This is a genomic window from Azohydromonas australica DSM 1124 (assembly GCF_000430725.1).
Lineage (GTDB): Bacteria > Pseudomonadota > Gammaproteobacteria > Burkholderiales > Burkholderiaceae_C > Azohydromonas > Azohydromonas australica.
The window spans coordinates 97145-116021 of record NZ_KE387207.1 but is presented as its reverse complement, the minus strand read 5'-3'; the positions used below and the strand labels follow the sequence as shown (position 1 = coordinate 116021).

The window sequence follows — 18877 nt, the reverse complement described above, 5'->3', positions numbered from 1 at the left end:
AGCACCGCCTGGCGCGTGGCCGTGGCCGCAGGCCTGGTCGCCATGGGCGTGGACCTCGCGCACGCGCAAGGCGCCGACACGACGGCCCGCGCCGCCGCGCTCTACAAGGAGCACTGCGCCGCCTGCCACGGCGAGCAGCGCCTGGGCGGCATGGGCCCGGCGCTGCTGCCGCAGAGCCTGGAGCGGCTGAAGCCCGCCGAAGCGAAGCAGGTCATCACCCACGGCCGCGCCGCGACGCAGATGCCGGCCTTCAAGGAACAGCTGGGCGCCGAGGACATCCAGGCCCTGGCTCAGTGGATCTACGCGCCGGTGTCGCCCGCGCCCACGTGGGCCGACGCGGACATCCGCGCCTCGCGCACCGAGACGCCCAAGGCGAAGGAACTGCCGAACAAGCCGCTGTGGAAGGCCGACCCCATGAACCTGTTCGTGGTGGTGGAGGGCGGCGACCACCACGTCTCGCTGGTGGACGGCGACCGCTTCGAGGTCATCCACCGCTTCGCCTCGCGCTTCGCGCTGCACGGCGGCCCGAAGTTCAGCCCCGACGGACGCTTCGTCTACTTCGGCTCGCGCGACGGCTGGATCACCAAGTACGACCTGTGGAACCTGCAGGTGGTGGCCGAGGTGCGCGCCGGGCTGAACATGCGCAACGTGGCCGTGAGCGGCGACGGCCAGTGGGTGATGGCCGCGAACTACCTGCCGCACACGCTGGCGCTGTTCGATGCCGACCTCCACCTGGTCAAGAGCTACGCCGCCACGACGCTGGACGGCAAGAGCAGCTCGCGCGTGTCGGCCGTCTACGACGCCGCGCCGCGCAAGAGCTTCGTGGTGGCGCTCAAGGACCTGCCGGAGCTGTGGGAGATTAGCTACGACCCCAAGGCCGCGCCGATCTTCGACGGCTACGTGCACGACTACAAGATGGGCGAGGGCATCGCCAAGCCGGGCACCTTCGGCATCCGCCGCACGCTGCTGGACGAGCCGCTGGACGACTTCTTCTTCGACCAGAGCTACCGGCATGCGCTGGGCGCGACGCGGCCCAAGGCGCCGGTCGCGGCCGCCTCAGCCGCCTCAGCCGCTTCGGGCGCCGCCGCGGCGCCGGTGCCCACGGCGCAGGTGGTGAACCTGGACATCCGCAAGAAGATCGCCGAGCTGCCGATTGCCGGCATGCCGCACCTGGGCTCGGGCATCACGTTCGCGTGGGAAGGCACCACGGTGCTGGCGAGCCCGAACCTGCAGGGCGGCGCCATCGACGTGATCGACATGAAGACCTGGAAGCCGCTGCGCAGCATCGCCACGCCGGGCCCGGGCTTCTTCATGCGCAGCCACGAGAGCACGCCCTACGCCTGGACCGACTCGATGATGAGCCCCGGCGCCAAGGACACGCTCACGCTCATCGACAAGCGCACGCTGCAGGTGGCGGCGCAGATCCGCGAGCCCGGGCGCACGCTGGCGCACACCGAGTTCACCAAGGACGGCCGCTACGCGCTGGTGAGCGTGTGGGAGATGGACGGTGCGCTGGTGGTCTACGACGCGCGCACGCTCAAGGAGGTCAAGCGCCTGCCCATGAGCAAGCCGGTGGGCAAGTACAACGTGTGGAACAAGATCACGCGGTCGGAGGGGACCTCGCATTGAGGGCAAGGGCCGGGCGAGAAAGCCCGACCCCACCCGCGGTCTCACTGCATCGGATAGCGCGCCAGCCGCGAGGTGTCCAGGATGCGGATGTCGCGCTTGTCCACCTCGATCAGCCCTGCGCTTTCGAGCTCGCCCAGCACGCGCGAGAAGTACTCCGGCGTGATGGACAGCCGCGAGGCGATGGTCGCCTTGCTCACCGGCAGCGACACGGTGCAGCCACCTTCGCCGCCTTCGCCCGACTGCTCGCGCAGCAGGTAGCCGATGACGCGCTGCAGCCCGCTGTGCAGGGCGTAGGACTCCACGTCGTGGATGAGCCCGTGCAGCCGCCGCGACATGCCCGCGAGCATGCGCAGCGCGAAGCGCGGCTCGCGCGAGATCTCGCTGAACATGGTTTCCTTGCGCACGCCCAGCAGCAGCGAGTCCGTCACCGCCGTGGCGTTGACCACGCAGGGCTTGTCCGTGAACACCAGGGCCTCGCCGAAGCTGTTGCCCGGGCCGACCAGCTCGATCACCTTCTCCTGCCCCGCGGGCGAGATGGCGTGCAGCTTCACCTGCCCGGTGACGACCACGTGGAAGGCCTCGCAGGGCTCGCCCGTGCGGTAGACGGCCTCGCCGCGCGCGTAGCGCTGCAGCACGCAACCTTCTGCCAGGCGCTGCAACTCCACGGGCTGCAGCGCGTTGAACAGCGGCAGCACCGAGAGATAGCGCGGGGTGTCGAACTGGCGCAGGTCCATGGGCAAAGGTCTCCTCTTGTTCTGGACGGGGGAGTGTGGTTGCAAGCCCCGATTTGGTGCTTGATGTCAGTCAATCCGAGGCCACGCCGCGCCGGTGCGCCGAGCCCAAGGCCTTGGTGTCGCCCCCAGCCGCGCCGGGTCAGCGCGTCAGCGCGTCAGCGCGTCAGCGTCGCGTACACCTGCGCCAGCCGGCCCACCAGCTCCGTGGCGCGGTGCACCTGCGCGTAGCCCTTGCTGCCGAAGAGCAGGGGCAGGTAGTCATGGCCCTGGTCGTCGATGCTCACGCAGAAGGGCACCAGCCCCGCCGCGCGCGCGGCCTGCACCGCGTGGCGCGTGTCCTCCAGGCCGTAGCGGCCCTCGTACTGGTCCAGGTCGTTGGGCTTGCCGTCGGTGAGCAGCAGCAGCAGGCGCTGCCGCTCGCCGCGATGCTGCAGCCGCAACGTCGCCAGCCGGATCGCCGCGCCCATGCGCGTGTAGTAGCCGGGCTTGACGGCCCCCACGCGGGCACGCGGGCCCGCGCCCCAGGCCTCGTCGAAGCCCTTGAGGTGCTGCATGCGCACGTGCTGGCGCCGCACCGAGCTGAAGCCCAGCATCTCGAAGGCGTCGCCGCTGGCCGACAGCGCCTCGCCGAACACGAACAGCGCGTCGCGGATGACGTCGATCACGCGCGCGTCGTTGGTGGCGTAGGCGTCGGTGGACAGCGACAGGTCCGCCAGCAGCAGCGTGGCCAGGCTGCGCTCGGACTTCACGCGGCGCGCGTGCACCGCGGGCGCCTCGCTGCGCGGGCCGGCGTCGGACTGCAGCCGCACCCAGGCGTCCAGGTCCAGCTCATCCCCGGACACCTCGCCGCGCTGCCAGCGCGGCGCCGCGCGCAGCAGCTCCAGGCGCCGGCGCACGCGCCGCGCCGTGGCCTTGAGCGCCGGCGGCGGCACGAAGGCCTCGCCGGGGCGCGCCACGAAGGTCTGCACCGCGCAATGCGCAGGGCGCAGCACGCCGGCCTTGTAGTCCCATTCCGGCAGCTGCAGGCCCGGCCCCAGCGGCAGGTCGTCGGCGCTGGCGCTGGGCAGGTCCAGGTCGAACTTCACCCGCGCCGCCAGCGTCTGGCCGTCGGGGGCGATGGAGAGCTTCTCCATGTCGTTGGCCGCGTCCAGCGCGTTGCCGTCGTCGCTGTCGTCGTCGCCGCGGTTGACCTTGACGTGCTCGCTCCACGACAGCAGCGCCTCGGCGCGGAACACCAGCAGGAAGGGGTTGCCGTCGCGGTCGTCGCTGGTCCGCTGCGCGGCGCGGCGCTTCTTGTCCGTCACGCCGGGCGCGCGCTTCTCGCCGCCTTCGGGCATGGCGGCGTCCGGCCGCGCAGGCAGGGGCGCCGCCCCGGGCGCGTGCTCGACCCACAGCCACAGCGGCGCGACCTCGTCGGGGCGCACCTCGACGCCGGGCAGGGGCAGGTCGGCATCGGCTTGCAGCGAGGCGCGCAGCGCGGCCTGCACGGCGGCCTCGGCCTCGGCGGCACGGCCCTTGAGCCGCTGCGGGTTCGGGCGCTGCGCCAGGTGCGCCTGGACCAGCCGCGCGTGGCGCTCGCGCAGCCCGGGGAAGCGCTGCAAGGCGAGGCGCCCGGCAGCCAGGTTCAGCGCGATCCAGCCCGCGCCCGCGGCGAGCGGATCGGCCGCGGCCTCGTCCATGCCGGCCGACAGCGCCGCCAGCCACAGGTACAGGTCGCGGTTGAGGGCGGTGTCGGGGAACACGGCGATGCTCGGCGGCAGCGCCAGCACCTCGTGCTCCAGCCGCGGCAGCGCGGCGCGCTCGCCGGCGCCCGCGATGCGCTGCAGCCAGCCGCGCGGCCCGCCGCTGCGGCGCTCGGTGGCCGGCGCGATGCGCACGGCCGCGGCGCCGCCGGCGCCGCGAAACAACATGCCGATGGCGCGCTGCACCTGCGGCAGCTCGACGGCGGCTTCGGGATGCGAGCGGTCGGCCACGCGCGTCACGGCGCGGTGCCACCAGGCGCCTACGAGTTCTTCCATGGCTTGTCCTCGGAATCAGGTCCGGTGGGGGAGCAGCGCCGTTGCATCACCGCTCCTCCCGCTTCTGCCGCTCCGTCTCGCGCCGTGCTGCCTCGCCTTCCTCCCAGCTCAGCAGCGGCTCGTTGTCCTTCGGCGTCTGCGACACGTCGCACTCCGTCAGGCAGCGTCCGCACTGCACGCAGGAGAACATCATTCGCTTGATGTTGCGCGGGTGCAGCCGCATCGGGCAGGCGTTGTCGCAGGCGCTGCCGGAGGGCGACTTCACGGTCTCGCAGCCGCGGCAGTCGCGCGCGCGGTCGCGGCTGAAGGCCACCACCATGCCGCGCGGGTTGGCCATCCATGCCAGGCTCTGGAACAGCCCCACCGCGCAGCCGAAACGGCAGAACAGGTGCCGCGCGAAGGCGAATTCCAGCGTGAACACGGTCGTGCCGATGAGCAGGAACTTCGCCTGGTTCGGCGTGGGCGTGCCGTGCACCAGGTTGCCCCAGATCTCCGCCGGCGGCAGCAGGTAGCTCAGCAGCGTCACGGCCCAGGTGAAGCCCAGGATCAGGCACGACAGCGCGAACAGCGGCCACCAGCGCTTCCGAGCCGGCCGGTCGCTGCGCGGCGTGGCATGGCGGTCCCAGAGGCTGAACTTGGCGCAGGCGCGGTGCAGCAGGTCGTTCACCAGCTCCACCGCCGAGAAGTGCGGGCACAGCCAGCCGCACCACAGGCGCCCCCAGCGCCAGGCCACGGCCAGGAAGCCGCCCACCAGCAGAACCGCCGGCAGCACCGCGCGCAGCAGGAAATTCAGCGCCACCTGCGGCGCCGTGATCTGCCCGGCCGTGAAGGCGTCGATGCCCAGCGACCAGCGCATGCCCAGCACCCAGAGCTGGGTCTCGTTGAGGTCGAAGCGCAGCAGGTTCAGCGCCGGCGCCAGCACGAAGAAGGCGAAGAAGCCGGCCTGCATCCAGTGCCGCCGGCGCTGCAGGCGGTGCGCGTTGCGCACGGTCGGCCACGAGGGGGACGAGGATGAAGCCGTCGGCTTGCGCACCGTCATCTTGCGGCGCGGGGCGGGCGCGTTGCCGCCACCCGTGCCGCCGCTGTCTTCACGCCCCGGCGGCGGACCTTCGAAAGCCATGGTGGTACTGCCCAGGGAAACTCAGCCGCCGATGACGGCGCCCGTCAGCTCCGCCAGCGCCGCCGCCGTCTCGGCGTCGTCGGTGAGCGCGTCCACGATCGCGGCCTGGCAGGCCGTGGCCAGCGGCAGCCCGGAGCGCACCAGGCGCGCGGCCACCACCAGCAGCCGGGTGCTGACAGTCTCCTCCAGGTCGTGGTCGGTGAGCCGGCGCAGCGCCTGCGCCAGGCGCACCAGCGTGGCGGCGAGCTGCGGCGGCGCCTCGGCCTCGGCCTCCACGATGCGCTGCTCGACCTCGGCCACCGGGTAGCCGAAGTTCAGCGCCACGAAGCGCTGGCGCGTGCTGGGCTTGAGGCTCTTGAGCAGGTTCTGGTAGCCGGGGTTGTAGCTGATGACGAGCATGAAGCCGGGCGCGGCCTGCAGCATCTCGCCGGTGCGCTCGATGGGCAGCACGCGGCGGTCGTCGGCCAGCGGGTGCAGCACCACGGTGGTGTCCTTGCGCGCTTCCACGACCTCGTCGAGGTAGCAGATCGCGCCCTGGCGCACGGCGCGGGTGAGCGGGCCGTCGCACCAGACCGTGTCGCCGTCGCCGATGAGGTGGCGGCCCACGAGGTCGGCGGCGCTGAGGTCGTCGTGGCAGCTCACGGTGATGAGCGGGCGGCCCAGCCGTGCGGCCATGTGCTCCACGAAGCGCGTCTTGCCGCAGCCCGTGGGGCCCTTGATCAGCAGCGGCAGCCGCTCGCGGAACGCGTGCTCGAAGAGGCCGCATTCGGCCGCCTGCGCCATGTAGAAGGGCACGGCGGCGACTTGCCTGGCGGATGCGAGTTCCATGGGGCGTTGTCCTGTGTGCGTTGTGGGGAAGGTACGTCCTGAGGCATCGGGGCGTGGTGCGCCCGCCGATGCCTCAGGGCGCGAGCCGGCGGCTGGCCGGCTTGGGAAGGGAAAGGGGCGGGGCCCCTTTCCGTCCGCGTGCGACCTGTGGATCAGGCGCGTTGCGCGGGGCTCACCTTGAGCTGGGCGCCGCCGCGGAAGGTTTCCAGCTCGTCGGCCGAGGCCTTGATGAAGAAGCTCGACAGGTACATCAGCAGGCCGCCGAGGAACACCACGCCGCCGGCCAGGCGCACCCAGTAGAAGGTGGCGAGCTGGTCCTGCGTGGCCATGAAGGGCATGGCGCCGGTCTCGGGCAGGCGCTGCAGCCAGACCTGCAGGATGCCCGCGCCGGTGAGGGCCAGCACCATCACGCCCATGCCGATGCTCATGGTCCAGAAGCTCCACATCTCCACCGACTGCGCGCGGCGCGGGTTGGCCTCGCGGCCGCGCAGGATCGGCATGGCGTAGCTGATGATCGCGATCACCACCAGCACGTAGGCGCCGTAGAACGCCAGGTGGCCGTGGGCCGCCGTGACCTGCGTGCCGTGCGTGTAGTAGTTCACCGGCGAGAGGGTGTGGATGAAGCCCCACAGGCCCGCGCCCAGGAAGCCCATCACCGCGGTGCCCACGGCCCACAGCACGGCGGCCTGGTTCGGATGCTCGCGGCGGCGGCGCTGCACCATGTTGAAGGCGAAGACCGTCATCATGAAGAAGGGGATGGGCTCCATCGCCGAGAACACGCTGCCGATCACCTTCCAGTAGCCGGGCATGCCGATGAAGTAGAAGTGGTGGCCGGTGCCCAGGATGCCCGTCATCAGTGCGAAGGCGATGATGACGTAGAGCCACTTGTCGATGACCTCGCGGTCCACGCCCGTGGTCTTGACCAGCACGAAGGCCAGCAGCGCGCCCATGATGAGCTCCCACACGCCCTCGACCCACAGGTGCACCACGAACCACCAGTACATCTTGTCGCGCACCAGGTTGTGCGGGTTCACGAAGCTGAAGAGGAACAGCAGCGCCAGGCCCCACAGGCCCATCATCAGCACCAGGCCCACGCTGGTCTTGCGGCCCTTGAGCATGGTCATGGTCAGGTTGAGCAGGAAACCGAGCGCCACGATCACGATGCCCACCTTGGTCGGCAGCGGCTGCTCCAGGAACTCGCGCCCCATGGTCTGCAGCAGCTCGTTGCCCGTGAGCTCGGCGAGCTTGGCGTAGGGCACCGCGAGGTAGCCCACGATGGTCAGCGCGCCGGCGGTCAGGAAGATCCAGAACAGCACGATGGCCAGCTTCGGGCTCCACAGCTCGGTCTCGGTCTCCTCGGGCACGATGTAGTAGGCCGCGCCCATGAAGCCGAACAGCAGCCACACGATCAGCAGGTTCGTGTGGACCATGCGGGCCTGGTTGAAGGGGATGTAGGGGAAGAGGAAGTCCCCCACGAGGTACTGCAGGCCCAGGCTCAGGCCGAACACGATCTGGCCGGCGAACAGCGCCAGGGCGGCGATGAAATACAGCTTCGCGACGGCCTGCGACTTGTACTTGAGTGCAATGGGTTTCATGGTGTCAGCCCTCGATGTTCGGCGGCCACTTCTCGGTATTGATCTGGCCGGTCCACTTCAGGAACTCCACCAGGTCGTCAAGCTGCTGCTCGCTCAGGTTGAACTGCGGCATCTGGCGCCGGCCGGGCGCGCCGCTGGGCTGCGCCTTCATCCAGGCCTTGATGAACTCGCCGCCGCGGCGCTGGTGCACGTTGCCCAGCTCGGGCGCGAAGTACGCGCCTTCGCCCAGCAGCGTGTGGCAGCCGATGCAGTTGCGCGTTTCCCAGACCGCCTTGCCGCGCGCCACCGCGGGCGTGATCTCCGCGGCATTGGAGCGCTGCGGTATCTGCCGCTCCGCGTCCAGGATCAGGCCGGTGAACAGCAGCGCGAAGAACACGCTGCCACCCCAGAAAATATTGCGGGCTTTCTGTTTGGTGAACCCGCCGCTGCTCTGGCTCATGAGGGAGCCCTCCTAGATTTGACTTGCGACAGGTACTCAGCCTAGTGATTCAGTCAGGAATTTCCTTGAACCGGTTCAAGGATCGGCCAACACCTGACAACACGCTTTTCGCGACCGTGAAAAGAAAACGGGCCGGTGCACGAACGAGCACCGGCCCAAAACACTTCCGTGGCAAAGGAGACAAAGGGGTGGTTGCACACGGAGAGGAGGACAAAAGAACAAATCGGGTGGATGTCAGTGGCGGCACCTCCTGGGGGTGGTTGAGTCAACAACGGCGTTTCGCGATTGCCTGAGTGGCATCGTAGGTCTTTGCCGGCGCATTTCCTTGAACGGGTTCAAGACTGGCGCGTCTGCCCGCGAACGCATCTGTAACGGTCGGGTTGGCGGGCCACTGCACCTGTCGCGCCGCCGCGGCGCTGCCTAGCATCGGGCCCCTGGCCGCCGGCCGCACCGGCGGGGCCCATCAACCTTCAAGCCTCAAACACCCCATGCGCAGCACGCCTTTCAAGCAGGTCGACGTTTTCACGCAGCAGCCCTTCCTGGGCAACCCGGTCGCGGTGATCCTGCAGGCCGAGGGCTTGAGCGACGCGGAGATGCAGCGCATCGCGCGCTGGACCAACCTGTCGGAAACCACCTTCGTGCTGCCCGCCACGCAGCCCGGGGCCGACTACCGGCTGCGCATCTTCACGCCCGGCGGCGAGCTGCCTTTCGCGGGGCATCCCACCATCGGCAGCGCGCATGCGCTGCTGGAAAGCGGCGCCGTGGCCGCGCGCGACGGCATGCTGGTGCAGGAGTGCAGCGTCGGGCTGGTGCGGCTGCAGCTGGAACCGGGCGAGGGCGGCGCGCCCTGGATCGCCTTCGAGCTGCCGCAGCCCAAGGTGACGCCGCTGGACGAGGCCACCGTGGCGGAGCTGGAGTCCATCCTGGGCCGGCGCCTGCGGCGCGGCGAGGCGGCACCGCGGCTGATCGACGTGGGCGCGCGCTGGGTCGTGGCGCAGCTGGAGGACGCGCAGGCCGTGCTGGCGTGCCGCCCCGACTTCGCGCGCATGAAGCGCCTGGACCTGCATGACAACGCCACCGGCGTGACCGTCTTCGGCGAGCACGCGGCCGGCGGCGCGGCGCGCATCGAGGTGCGCTCCTTCACGCCGGCCTGCGGCATCGAGGAGGACCCGGTGTGCGGCAGCGGCAACGGCTGCGTGGCGGTGTTCATCCGCGACTCGGGGCTGGCGCCGCGCATCGGGCACGACTACGTCGCTGCCCAAGGCACGGTGCTGGGCCGCGCCGGACGGGTGCGCGTGGGCGTGGAGCCGCAACGCATCCGCGTCGCCGGCCAGGCCGTCACCTGCATCGACGGGCGCATGGCACTCTGAAACGGCGGCCGGGCCACCTGGGAAACTCCCGAGGTCTTTCCGTCCCCTGGCGGCACGAGCGTTGCCGGCTCCGGGAGCCCGCCATGCCGCCGTGCAGGCCCAGGCAGCGCGCGGCGGCGTGTGCGGATGCGCAACCGCCAGCGGAGGACTCGCCATGGGAAGAACCCGAGACAACGCCGTGCAGGCCATCCAGCGCGCGGCCCAGCCGCTGGAGGACCTGAACGACCTGGACCGCCTGCTCGACCTGATCGGCGAGTCGCGCATCGTGCTGCTGGGCGAGGCCACGCACGGCACCCAGGAGTTCTACCGGCTGCGCGCCGAGATCACGCGGCGGCTGATCATCGAGAAGCGCTTCGACGCCATTGCGGTGGAAGGCGACTGGCCGGCTGCGCTGCGCGTGAGCCGCTGGGTGCGGGGGCGATCCACCGAGGCCTCCGCGCGGCAGGCGCTGGGCGGCTTCGAGCGCTTCCCGCGCTGGATGTGGCGCAACACCGAGGTGGTGGCGCTGCTGGAGTGGCTGCGCGCCTACAACGCGGTGCAGGACAACCCGGCGGAGCAGGTCGGCTTCTTCGGGCTGGACCTCTACAGCCTGCGCGACTCGATGCAGGCCGTGCTGCACTACCTCGACGAGGTCGACCCCGAGGCCGCGCAGCGCGCCCGGGCCCGCTACGGCTGCTTCGACGACTTCGCCTACCACCCGCAGGCCTATGGCCACGCGGTGAGTTTCGGGCTGCGCGAGGACTGCGAGCGCGAGGTGGTGACGCAGCTCACCGAGCTGATGCGCCAGGCCGGGCGCGACCTCGCCCGCCACGGCACCCCGCGGGGCGAGGAGCTGTTCTACGCGCAGCAGAACGCGCGCGTGGTGCGCAGCGCCGAGAGCTACTACCGCAGCATGTTCGCCGGCCGCGCCGAGTCTTGGAACGTGCGGGACCGGCACATGGCCGCCACGCTGGGCGCGCTGCGCTCGCACCTGACCGCGCAGCGCGAGCGGCCGGCGCGCATCGTGGTGTGGGCCCACAACTCGCACATCGGCGACGCCCGCGCCACCGACCGCAGCGAGCGCGGCCAGCTCAACCTGGGGCAGCTGGTGCGCGAGCAGCAGCACGATGCGGACGAAACCTTCCTGCTCGGCTTCACCACCCACACGGGCACGGTGGCCGCGGCCTCGGACTGGGACGCGCCGGTGGAGCTCAAGGCGGTGCGGCCCTCGCGCATCGACAGCATCGAGCGGCTGATGCACGAGAGCGAAGCAGGCCGCTTTGTGCTGCCGCTGAACCGCAGCGCGCCGGATGCACTGCGCCGCGCGCTGCAGCAGCCGCGCCTGGAGCGGGCCATCGGCGTGATCTACCGGCCCGAGACCGAGCGCTGGAGCCACTACTTCCACGCCGCGCTGGCCGACCAGTTCGATGCCGTGGTGCACCTGGACCAGACCCGCGCGCTGCAGCCGCTGGAGCATGAGCACCCGTGGGAGCACACCGAGGAGCCGGAGACCTACCCCAGCGGGTTGTGAAGGCACCCGCTCCGGAAGGGCGGTGGCACACCGGTTGCCTGAGTAACATCCCTCACGAAATCTCCGGCGGCTCGCCCGCCGGGGCTTCGCTGCATCCATTTACGCCTTCAAAGATGCCGTAACGCGTGCTGCAGCATCGCGTGGCATGGTTCGTTCCGCGCCACGAGCTTCGGTTCGGCGCAATCCTTATCGACCCTGAGCAAAGAAGGCGTCCTCTTCAAGCGCCCGCCAGGTCCGCCTGTGTCCAAGTCCTGGCATCACGCTTTCGGCGTGCCTGCCTGGGCGAGCCATCGACTGACCGATGAAAATCCCGTCTCAAAGAAAAATCCTGGCCATTTCCATTGCATGCTCCGTTTTTCTGAGCGCATGCGGCGGAGGCGAAGACCTCCAGAATGAAACTGCCATGCAGACCGAGGCTGCAACCGCGCTGGCCAGCGTGGAAAGAGAATCCGCTGCCAGCTTGAGCTCTGCTTCGCTGAGCAGCGATTCGACCGAAGACACGTCCGCGCGTTTTGGTCCGGACGATTTCGCGGGCGACGAGCTGCCGATGCTGGACCCGCTGGCCTTCGTTACGGAACAGGCCCGTGAAAGCGGTCCGATTTCGTCCGCCCTGGTGGCCGGTAATGTGCACAAATGGAATCCGGGCCATTACATCCAGTTCGGCTCGAATGCCAATGATTTCGTCATCGACGCGGCGCTGAAGGAAACGGCCAATATGCCCTTCGTCAAGGGCATCATGATTCGCGCCAGCTGGTGGCAGCTGGAAAAGGGCAAGGGCCAATACGATTTCTCGCGTATTGATCGCTACCTGAACAAGGCCAAGGCCAAGAACAAGCGCCTGTTCCTGATGGTGGGCACCAAGACCTTCGACGGCGACAAGGCCATTCCCGATTACCTGCGCACCTCGCAGTACAGCGGTGGCGCCTTCCGCATCGGCACCATCAAGGGCACCTACGGCGAGAACATGGCGCTGTACGACGACGACGTGCGCGACCGCTTGGTCGCCCTCATGCAGGCCCTGGCCAAGCGCTACAACAAGGACAACAACTTCGAGGGCGTGGCGTTCAACGAAACGGCCTGGGGCAAGATGGTCAAGCCGCTGTCGGATTCGCAGAAGAACAAGTTCTTCTCCAACCTGGCGAAGGTGGATACCGCCACGCGGTCCGCATTTTCCAACAGCGTGGTGATCCAGTTCATGAATTACCCGTCCAATCTGGTCCCGCCGCTGTTCGAGAACATGAAGGACAAGGGCGTGGGCATGGGCGGCCCGGACGTTTTCATCAACGACCCGGACCTGGAACGCTCGGCTTATGTGTTCAACCCGAAGGCCAGGGGCGTGATTCCCATCGGCATGAAGGTGGAATCCGACTGCTATAACGCGGTCAGGCACGGCGGCCCGTATACCAAGGTTGACGTGCGCAAGATCTACAGTTTTGCCCGCGACCGCCTGCACAGCAATTACATCTTCTGGAACCGCTATACCGCCAAGCACAACCCCTGGCAGGACGTGCTGCAGATGTTCAAGGGCGAGGCTTTCCCCAGCGGCAGCGCCGGCGGATTGAACGCGGCTTGCCCGTCGAAATTCGCGTCCTGCGCGCCCAGGCTGTAATTGCCGCCGAGGCCGGGCGCCGGCGGGAAATAGCGAATTCCTGAAATCCCGGCGCCGGCTGCTGCAAACCCGCCAGCGCCGCCATCCGCGGCAACTCCCGTGATCTCAACTCCGAAGGGCCGGCATTGCCGGCCCTTTTTTCGTGCAGCCGATCCGTCGCCGCGTTGCCACCGGCTTTGCAGGTCACCAGCGGCCCGTGCCGGCCGTGCCTCTACCTCCCTACATGAACCGCGCCGCAAGCCCTTGCAGCGGCCTCCACGCCGCCTGAGATGGATGCAGTCCGCACACGGACCCGCCAAGCCAGGCGCGCGGGCCGCCCATCTCGTTGCCAAAGCAACTTGTTCTCCATCCCTGTCTCTTGTGCCGGCCGGCCAGCGCGTGCCTGACCGAGCCAGGCGACACCTCGGCATCGCCCGCACCGCGGCCAGTCCAGGTACCCCTCAAGCGCTTGAATACCCGGCGAAACGTCGCATGCCAGCCGCACCACAGGACAGTGCAAGCGCCGCTGAGACCGGCTCCCGGATCCGCAAATGCCGGTGAAGCTGTAACCCAGCGTGACGCTGGCAGCGTTGGTCAATCCCCTTTCAAAGCGCTTCCCCACGCTCACGGTGGCAACTTGTACCCAGGAATGACAACGGTTCTCACTTGCCCGTCCTGGAGCGGGAGCGATGCTGCCGCCGCGTCCCGCTCACCCCGGCCCGCTGCGCGAGGCCAGGACGCAGCGCGTGATGGCTGCCGGCCGGGCGCTGCCCTGCAACCTGCAACACGACCGGGCCATTCCCGAACAGGCCACCGGCTTCGGCTTCCTGTTGCTGCCGCAACCGGATTCGCAGGCGAGGGGAGCCTTGCATGGATCGCCGCATCGACGCCCTGGCGCCGGGACGGCGCGGCAAGCCCGCCGGCACCCGCCTGCCGCGGTGTCAGCCGCCTCTCGCCCGTTGCGCGGCCGAGGCTGAAAGCCCGTCCCGATCCGATCAGTCCCCGGCGCCGAAATGCTTGCGGTAGGTGGTCGGCAAGTCCTGCAGGCGCAGCATCAGCGGCAGGTCGGCAGTGTTGAAGTCGGGGTCCCAGGCGGGGGCGCCCAGCACGCGGGCGCCGCAGCGCAGGTAGCCGCGCACCAGCGCCGGCGCCTCCGCCGGCAGGTCGCAGCGCAGCGACGCCAGCGGCAGCGGCAGGCGGGGGCGCACGTGCAGGTCCACCGGCGCCAGGTGCGTGCGGCGCAGCCGCTCCCACAGGCTCGCCGCGGCATGGCCGCCGTCGCGCATGGAGAGGCTGGCGCAGCCGATCACGTGCTCGAAGCGGTTGCGCTGCATGAAGGCCGCCAGCGCCGACCACAGCAGCAGGATCACGCCGCCGCTGCGCCAGCGGTCGTCGATGCAGGAGCGGCCCAGCTCGGCCATGTGGCGCCGCATCGGGCGCAGGCGCACGAGGTCGAACTCCAGGTCGCTGTAGAAGCCGCCGGCCAGGCGCGCGCCTTCGGGCGTGAGCACACGGTAGGTGCCCACCACCTGCGCGGGCGCGTCGCCGCTGGGCAGCGTGCGCACCAGCAGGTGCTCGCAGTAGCGGTCGAACAGGTCGGCGTCATGCCCTTCGGGCGTGCCACCGGGCGGGCGCAGCCGCGCGCCCATCTCCTCGGCAAACACCCGGTAGCGCAGCCGCTGGGCCTGCGCCACCTCGTCCTCGTGGCGGGCCCAGACGGCTTCCAGCCGCGCGGGACGGGCGCGGTCGGCGGGCGTGGCATCGGCGGCGGGCACGGAGCTCGCGGCGGTGGGGAGGAGGAGCGTCGTCGGTTCCATGGCCGGTCATGCTCTGAAACGAGCATGACAAGGCCATGAAGCCGCCGTGACGGCTTGGTGAAGGAAACCGAAGGTCCCCAGCTCGGCTCGGCGTCCGGCTGACCGGACCGAGAAAGCCACATTTGTCCGGAATGTCGGACGACCCGCGCCGTGTCCCAGTGACAAAACCGCGGCCCGTCAAGCACTTGGCGCTGTCAGTGCCCATGGCATCCGGTTTGCAATGGAGACGCGCTCGCCACTTAGGGCCGATGCAGACCCGTCAAACCCGACGCGGGGAGTTTTTCCCGCTGGCCGCCGTTCCGGAAAACGCGGCCAGGGCGTCGCAGCCGGGCCGATTCCCGTCCGTCCTCTCAAAGCTCAGGAGACATTCGATGAAAAAAATGCTGTTGGCCACGATGGCCCTGGCCGCCACTTCCGCCGCGCTGGCGGAGTACCCCGAGAAGCCCGTCACGATCATCGTGCCCTTCGCCGCGGGCGGCCCCACTGACAAGGTCGCGCGCGACCTGGCCGAGGCACTGCGCGGCCCGCTGAAGGCGACGATCGTCATCGAGAACGTCGGCGGCGCCGGCGGCACGCTGGGTGCGGCCAAGGTCGCCAAGGCCGCGCCGGACGGCTACACGCTGCTGCTGCACCACATCGGCATGGCGACCTCGCCGGCGCTGTACCGCAGCCTGTCGTTCAAGCCCGTGGAGGACTTCGAGTACCTGGGCCTGATCAACGAGGTGCCGATGACCATCATCGGCAAGCCCGGGCTGCCGGCCAACAACTGGGCCGAGCTGCAGAAGTGGCTCAAGGACAACCAGGGCAAGGTCAACCTGGCGCACGCCGGCCTGGGCGCTGCCTCGCACCTGTGCGGGCTGCTGTTCCAGCAGAGCCTGAAGATGGAAATGACCACCGTGCCCTACAAGGGCACCGGCCCGGCCATGACGGACATCATGGGCGGCCAGGTGGACCTGATGTGCGACCAGACCACCAACACCTCGGCGCAGATCGCCTCGGGCAAGGTCAAGGCCTACGCCGTCACCACGCTCAAGCCGCTGAGCACCCCGGCGCTGTCCAAGCTGCCCACGCTGGACGCATCGGGCCTCAAGGGCTTCAACGTGACCATCTGGCACGGCCTGTACGCGCCCAAGGGCACGCCCAAGGCGGTGGCGGACAAGGTGAATGCGGCGCTGAAGACCGCGCTGAAGGACCCGGGCTTCATCAAGCGCGAGGAGGACCTGGGCGCCGTGGTGGTCACGGACGCACGCGTCAACCCGGCCGAGCACAAGAAGTTCGTCTCCGACGAGATCGCCAAGTGGGGCCCGGTCATCAAGGCCGCCGGGCAGTACGCGGACTGATCCAGGCCCGCATCGCCGAAGCAGAAGCCGCCCTCGGGCGGCTTTTTCATGGGCGCCTCAAACGACCGTCATCGGGATCGTCACCGGCCCGTCGTTGACCAGCTCCACCTGCATGTCGGCACCGAAGACGCCCGCCGCCACCCGCGGATGGCGCTCGCGCGCGAGCTGCAGCACGCGCTCGTAGAGGTGGCGCCCCAAGTCCGCCGGCGCCGCACCGGTGAAGCTGGGCCGGTTGCCGCCGCTGGTGTCGGCCGCCAGCGTGAACTGCGAAACGATCAGCAGCCCGCCCTGCACGTCCTGCACGCTGCGGTTCATCTTCCCGGCGTCGTCGCCGAAGACGCGCAGCTTCAGCAGCTTGTCCACCAGCTTCACCGCCTGGGCCTCGGTGTCGGCGGGCTGCGCGCACACCAGCACCAGCAGCCCCTGGCCGATCTCGCCCACGGTTTCCGCCCCCACCTGCACACGCGCCCGGCGCACGCGCTGAATCAACGCCATCACGATGCAACTTCCTCCTGTTCTTCCACCTGGGCCGCCTCCACGTCGCTGGACAGCAGCTGGATCGTGGCGCGCAGGCCCGGCACGGCCTCCATCAGCGCGCGCTCCACGTCGCCGCGCATGGCCACGGCACGCCCAAGGGGCCATTCGGCCGGCAGGTGCAGGTGCAGGTCCACGAAGCGGCGCTGGCCGGCGCGGCGCGTGGTGACGTGGTCGAAGCGCACCTGCGGGCTGTAGAAGCGCTGCAGCGTCTGCTCGATGTGGGCCTGGTCCTGCGGATCGAGCGCGTGGTCCATCAGCCCGTCGGCGGAGCGCTTGAGCAGGTGCAGCGCCTCGCGCACGATGTTCAGCGCCACGGCGATGGCCAGCGCGGGGTCGAGCCACAGCCAGCCGGTGAAGTGAACGGCGATCAGGCCGCCGACCACGCCGGCGGAGGTCCACACGTCGGTGAACAGGTGTCGCGCGTCGGCCTCCAGCGCCATCGAGCGGTGCTCGCGCGCCTTGCGCAGCATGGCCCAGGCCAGCACGCCGTTGAGCACCGAACTCACGACCGACAGCGCCAGGCCCCCGCCCAGCGCCTCCAGCGGCTGCGGATGCAGCAGCCGCCCCACGGCGGCGTAGACGATGGCCAGCGCCGCCACCAGGATCAGCACGCCCTCGAAGCCGCTGGAGAAGTACTCGGCCTTGTGGTGGCCGTAAGGGTGCTCCTCGTCCGGCGGCCTCGCCGCCAGCGTCACCATGGCCAGCGCGAAGCTGGCGCCGGCCACGTTGACCAGCGACTCCATGGCGTCGGAGAGCAGGCCCACCGAGCCGGTGAGCCACCACGCCAGCGTCTTGAGCGCGATGGTCACCACCGCCACGCCCACCGAGAGTTTCAGATAGCTGCTGACCTGCATGGCGTGATTGTCAGTACGCGCCCACGGCGCCCGCCCGACGCTGCGGGCTTGTGCCGCTCACCACAGCAAGCGCGCTGCCGCCGCTCGGCTCAGCCCAGCGTGACGCGCGCGAACTTGCGCTTGCCCACCTGCAGCACGTAGGTGCCGGCTTCGAGCTTCAGGCCCTTGTCGCCGACGACCGAGCCGTCCACGCGCACGCCGCCCTGCTCGACCATGCGCATGGCCTCGCTGGACGACGGCACCAGGTTGGCCTGCTTCAGCAAGGCGCCGATGCCCAGCGGCGCGCCGGAGAGCGACAGCTCGGGGATGTCGTCCGGGATGCCGCCGCGCGAGCGGTTGTTGAAGTCCTGCTCGGCGGCCTCGGCGGCGGCCGGCGAGTGGAAGCGCGCGGTGATCTCCTTGGCCAGCAGCACCTTGGCGTCCTTCGGGTTGCGCCCGCCCTCGACCTCGGCCTTGAGCGCGGCGATCTCCGCCTCGGAGCGGAAGCTCAGCAGCTGGAAGTACTTCCACATCAGCGTGTCGCTGATGGACAGCAGCTTGGCGAACATGTCGTTGGCCGGCTCGCTGATGCCGATGTAGTTGCCCTTGCTCTTGGACATCTTCTCGATGCCGTCCAGGCCTTCGAGCAGCGGCATGGTCAGGATGCACTGCGGCTCCTGGCCGTACTCGGCCTGCAACGCGCGGCCCACGAGCAGATTGAACTTCTGGTCCGTGCCGCCGAGCTCCAGGTCGGACTTGAGCGCCACCGAGTCGTAGCCCTGCATCAGCGGATACAGGAACTCGTGCACGCTGATAGGCGTGCCGGCCTTGAAGCGCTCGGCAAAGTCGTTGCGCTCCATCATCCGCGCCACCGTGTAGCGGGCGGCGAGCTGGATCATTCCGCGCGCGCCCAGGGCGTCGCACCACTCGGAGTTGTAACGAATCTCGGTGCGCGCCGGGTCCAGCACCAGGCTGGCCTGCTTGTAATAAGTCTGGGCGTTGGTTTCGATCTGCTCGCGCGTGAGCGGCGGACGCGTGGTGTTGCGGCCCGAGGGATCGCCGATGGTCGAGGTGAAGTCGCCGATCAGGAAAATCACCTGGTGGCCCAGGTCCTGCAGCTGGCGCAGCTTGTTGAGAACCACCGTGTGGCCCAGGTGAATATCGGGCGCCGTGGGGTCCAGGCCGAGCTTGATGCGCAGCGGCACGCCGGTGGCCTGCGAGCGCGCCAGCTTGGCGATCCATTCCGGCTGCGGCAACAACTCTTCACAGCCTCGCAGCGTCACGGCCAGCGCGGCGCGCACTTCGTCCGTCACCGGGTGGTTCACAGGCGCCGAGGGCGTGGTGGGCGTCACGTTTTCTGACATGGCACAGAGATTTGCAGGATTTTTGAATGTAAGTGCCCGTCACGCGGTTGATATACTCCGCGGGGTTGCGGCATTGACGCGACCCAAAGACGTACAACTTCCGGCCGAAAGTCGCAATTCTAGCGATTGGCCCTGAGGTTTTTTTCAGACACCTG

At 69.4% G+C, this 18877-nt stretch carries 15 protein-coding genes; 5 read left to right on the top strand and 10 right to left on the bottom strand.

Annotated elements, in window-relative coordinates:
* Nucleotides 1–42: 42 nt before the first annotated feature.
* Nucleotides 43–1629 carry a nitrite reductase gene (locus H537_RS0128065; protein WP_051243479.1) on the top strand — a complete coding sequence of 529 codons (1587 nt, stop codon included), beginning with the start codon at nucleotides 43–45 and terminating at the stop codon, nucleotides 1627–1629.
* 41 nt (nucleotides 1630–1670) lie between these two features.
* Here H537_RS0128065 and H537_RS0128060 read toward each other — a convergent pair whose 3' ends face one another.
* The 6 genes from H537_RS0128060 to H537_RS0128035 form a co-directional block, all read right to left on the bottom strand.
* Nucleotides 1671–2363, bottom strand: coding sequence for a Crp/Fnr family transcriptional regulator (locus H537_RS0128060; protein ID WP_029000509.1), 693 nt, complete (start codon nucleotides 2361–2363; stop codon nucleotides 1671–1673).
* A gap of 155 nt (nucleotides 2364–2518) precedes the next feature.
* A complete protein-coding gene (locus H537_RS0128055; RefSeq protein ID WP_029000508.1) occupies nucleotides 2519–4381 on the bottom strand; it encodes a nitric oxide reductase activation protein NorD in 1863 nt (620 codons plus the stop codon).
* Nucleotides 4382–4427: 46 nt separating this feature from the next.
* Nucleotides 4428–5501 carry a 4Fe-4S binding protein gene (locus H537_RS0128050; protein WP_238446827.1) on the bottom strand — a complete coding sequence of 358 codons (1074 nt, stop codon included), beginning with the start codon at nucleotides 5499–5501 and terminating at the stop codon, nucleotides 4428–4430.
* Nucleotides 5502–5522: 21 nt separating this feature from the next.
* Nucleotides 5523–6329, bottom strand: coding sequence for a CbbQ/NirQ/NorQ/GpvN family protein (locus H537_RS0128045; RefSeq protein WP_029000506.1), 807 nt, complete (start codon nucleotides 6327–6329; stop codon nucleotides 5523–5525).
* Nucleotides 6330–6481: 152 nt separating this feature from the next.
* Complete coding sequence (locus H537_RS45965) at nucleotides 6482–7924, bottom strand: cbb3-type cytochrome c oxidase subunit I (RefSeq protein ID WP_043460365.1); 1443 nt, start codon at nucleotides 7922–7924, stop codon at nucleotides 6482–6484.
* 4 nt (nucleotides 7925–7928) lie between these two features.
* The gene (locus H537_RS0128035; protein WP_029000505.1) at nucleotides 7929–8363 is read right to left on the bottom strand and encodes a c-type cytochrome; all 435 of its coding nucleotides are present in this window, start codon (nucleotides 8361–8363) and stop codon (nucleotides 7929–7931) included.
* Nucleotides 8364–8851: 488 nt separating this feature from the next.
* Here H537_RS0128035 and H537_RS0128030 point away from each other — a divergent pair, with 488 nt between their 5' ends.
* The 3 genes from H537_RS0128030 to H537_RS0128020 all read left to right on the top strand — a co-directional run bounded on the left by H537_RS0128030 (nucleotide 8852) and on the right by H537_RS0128020 (nucleotide 12852).
* On the top strand, nucleotides 8852–9733 hold the full coding sequence (locus H537_RS0128030; protein WP_029000504.1) for a PhzF family phenazine biosynthesis protein: 882 nt from the start codon (nucleotides 8852–8854) through the stop codon (nucleotides 9731–9733).
* Between the two features lie 154 nt (nucleotides 9734–9887).
* A complete protein-coding gene (locus tag H537_RS0128025) occupies nucleotides 9888–11243 on the top strand; it encodes an erythromycin esterase family protein (RefSeq protein ID WP_029000503.1) in 1356 nt (451 codons plus the stop codon).
* A 403-nt stretch (nucleotides 11244–11646) separates the two neighbouring features.
* Nucleotides 11647–12852 (top strand): hypothetical protein, encoded by a 1206-nt coding sequence (locus H537_RS0128020; RefSeq protein ID WP_029000502.1) that lies wholly within the window; start codon nucleotides 11647–11649, stop codon nucleotides 12850–12852.
* A gap of 974 nt (nucleotides 12853–13826) precedes the next feature.
* On the opposite strand, the gene H537_RS0128015 is transcribed toward H537_RS0128020, so the two are convergent.
* The gene (locus tag H537_RS0128015; RefSeq protein WP_029000501.1) at nucleotides 13827–14648 is read right to left on the bottom strand and encodes a GNAT family N-acetyltransferase; all 822 of its coding nucleotides are present in this window, start codon (nucleotides 14646–14648) and stop codon (nucleotides 13827–13829) included.
* 371 nt (nucleotides 14649–15019) lie between these two features.
* On the opposite strand from H537_RS0128015, the gene H537_RS0128010 reads away from it, so the two are divergent.
* Nucleotides 15020–15988: a tripartite tricarboxylate transporter substrate-binding protein gene (locus H537_RS0128010; RefSeq protein WP_029000500.1), complete on the top strand. Its 969-nt coding sequence runs from the start codon at nucleotides 15020–15022 to the stop codon at nucleotides 15986–15988.
* A 57-nt stretch (nucleotides 15989–16045) separates the two neighbouring features.
* Here the strand turns inward: H537_RS0128010 and dtd are convergent, their stop codons facing one another.
* From dtd to tyrS, 3 genes are all read right to left on the bottom strand, one after another.
* Nucleotides 16046–16486, bottom strand: a complete 441-nt coding sequence (dtd, locus tag H537_RS0128005) for a D-aminoacyl-tRNA deacylase (protein ID WP_029000499.1) — start codon at nucleotides 16484–16486, stop codon at nucleotides 16046–16048.
* On the bottom strand, nucleotides 16483–17379 hold the full coding sequence (locus tag H537_RS0128000) for a cation diffusion facilitator family transporter (protein ID WP_029000498.1): 897 nt from the start codon (nucleotides 17377–17379) through the stop codon (nucleotides 16483–16485). The genes dtd and H537_RS0128000 overlap by 4 nt, the downstream gene beginning before the upstream one ends.
* 89 nt (nucleotides 17380–17468) lie before the next feature.
* Entirely contained in the window at nucleotides 17469–18722 is a 1254-nt protein-coding gene (tyrS, locus tag H537_RS0127995; RefSeq protein WP_029000497.1) for a tyrosine--tRNA ligase, read from the bottom strand.
* Nucleotides 18723–18877: the final 155 nt, after the last annotated feature.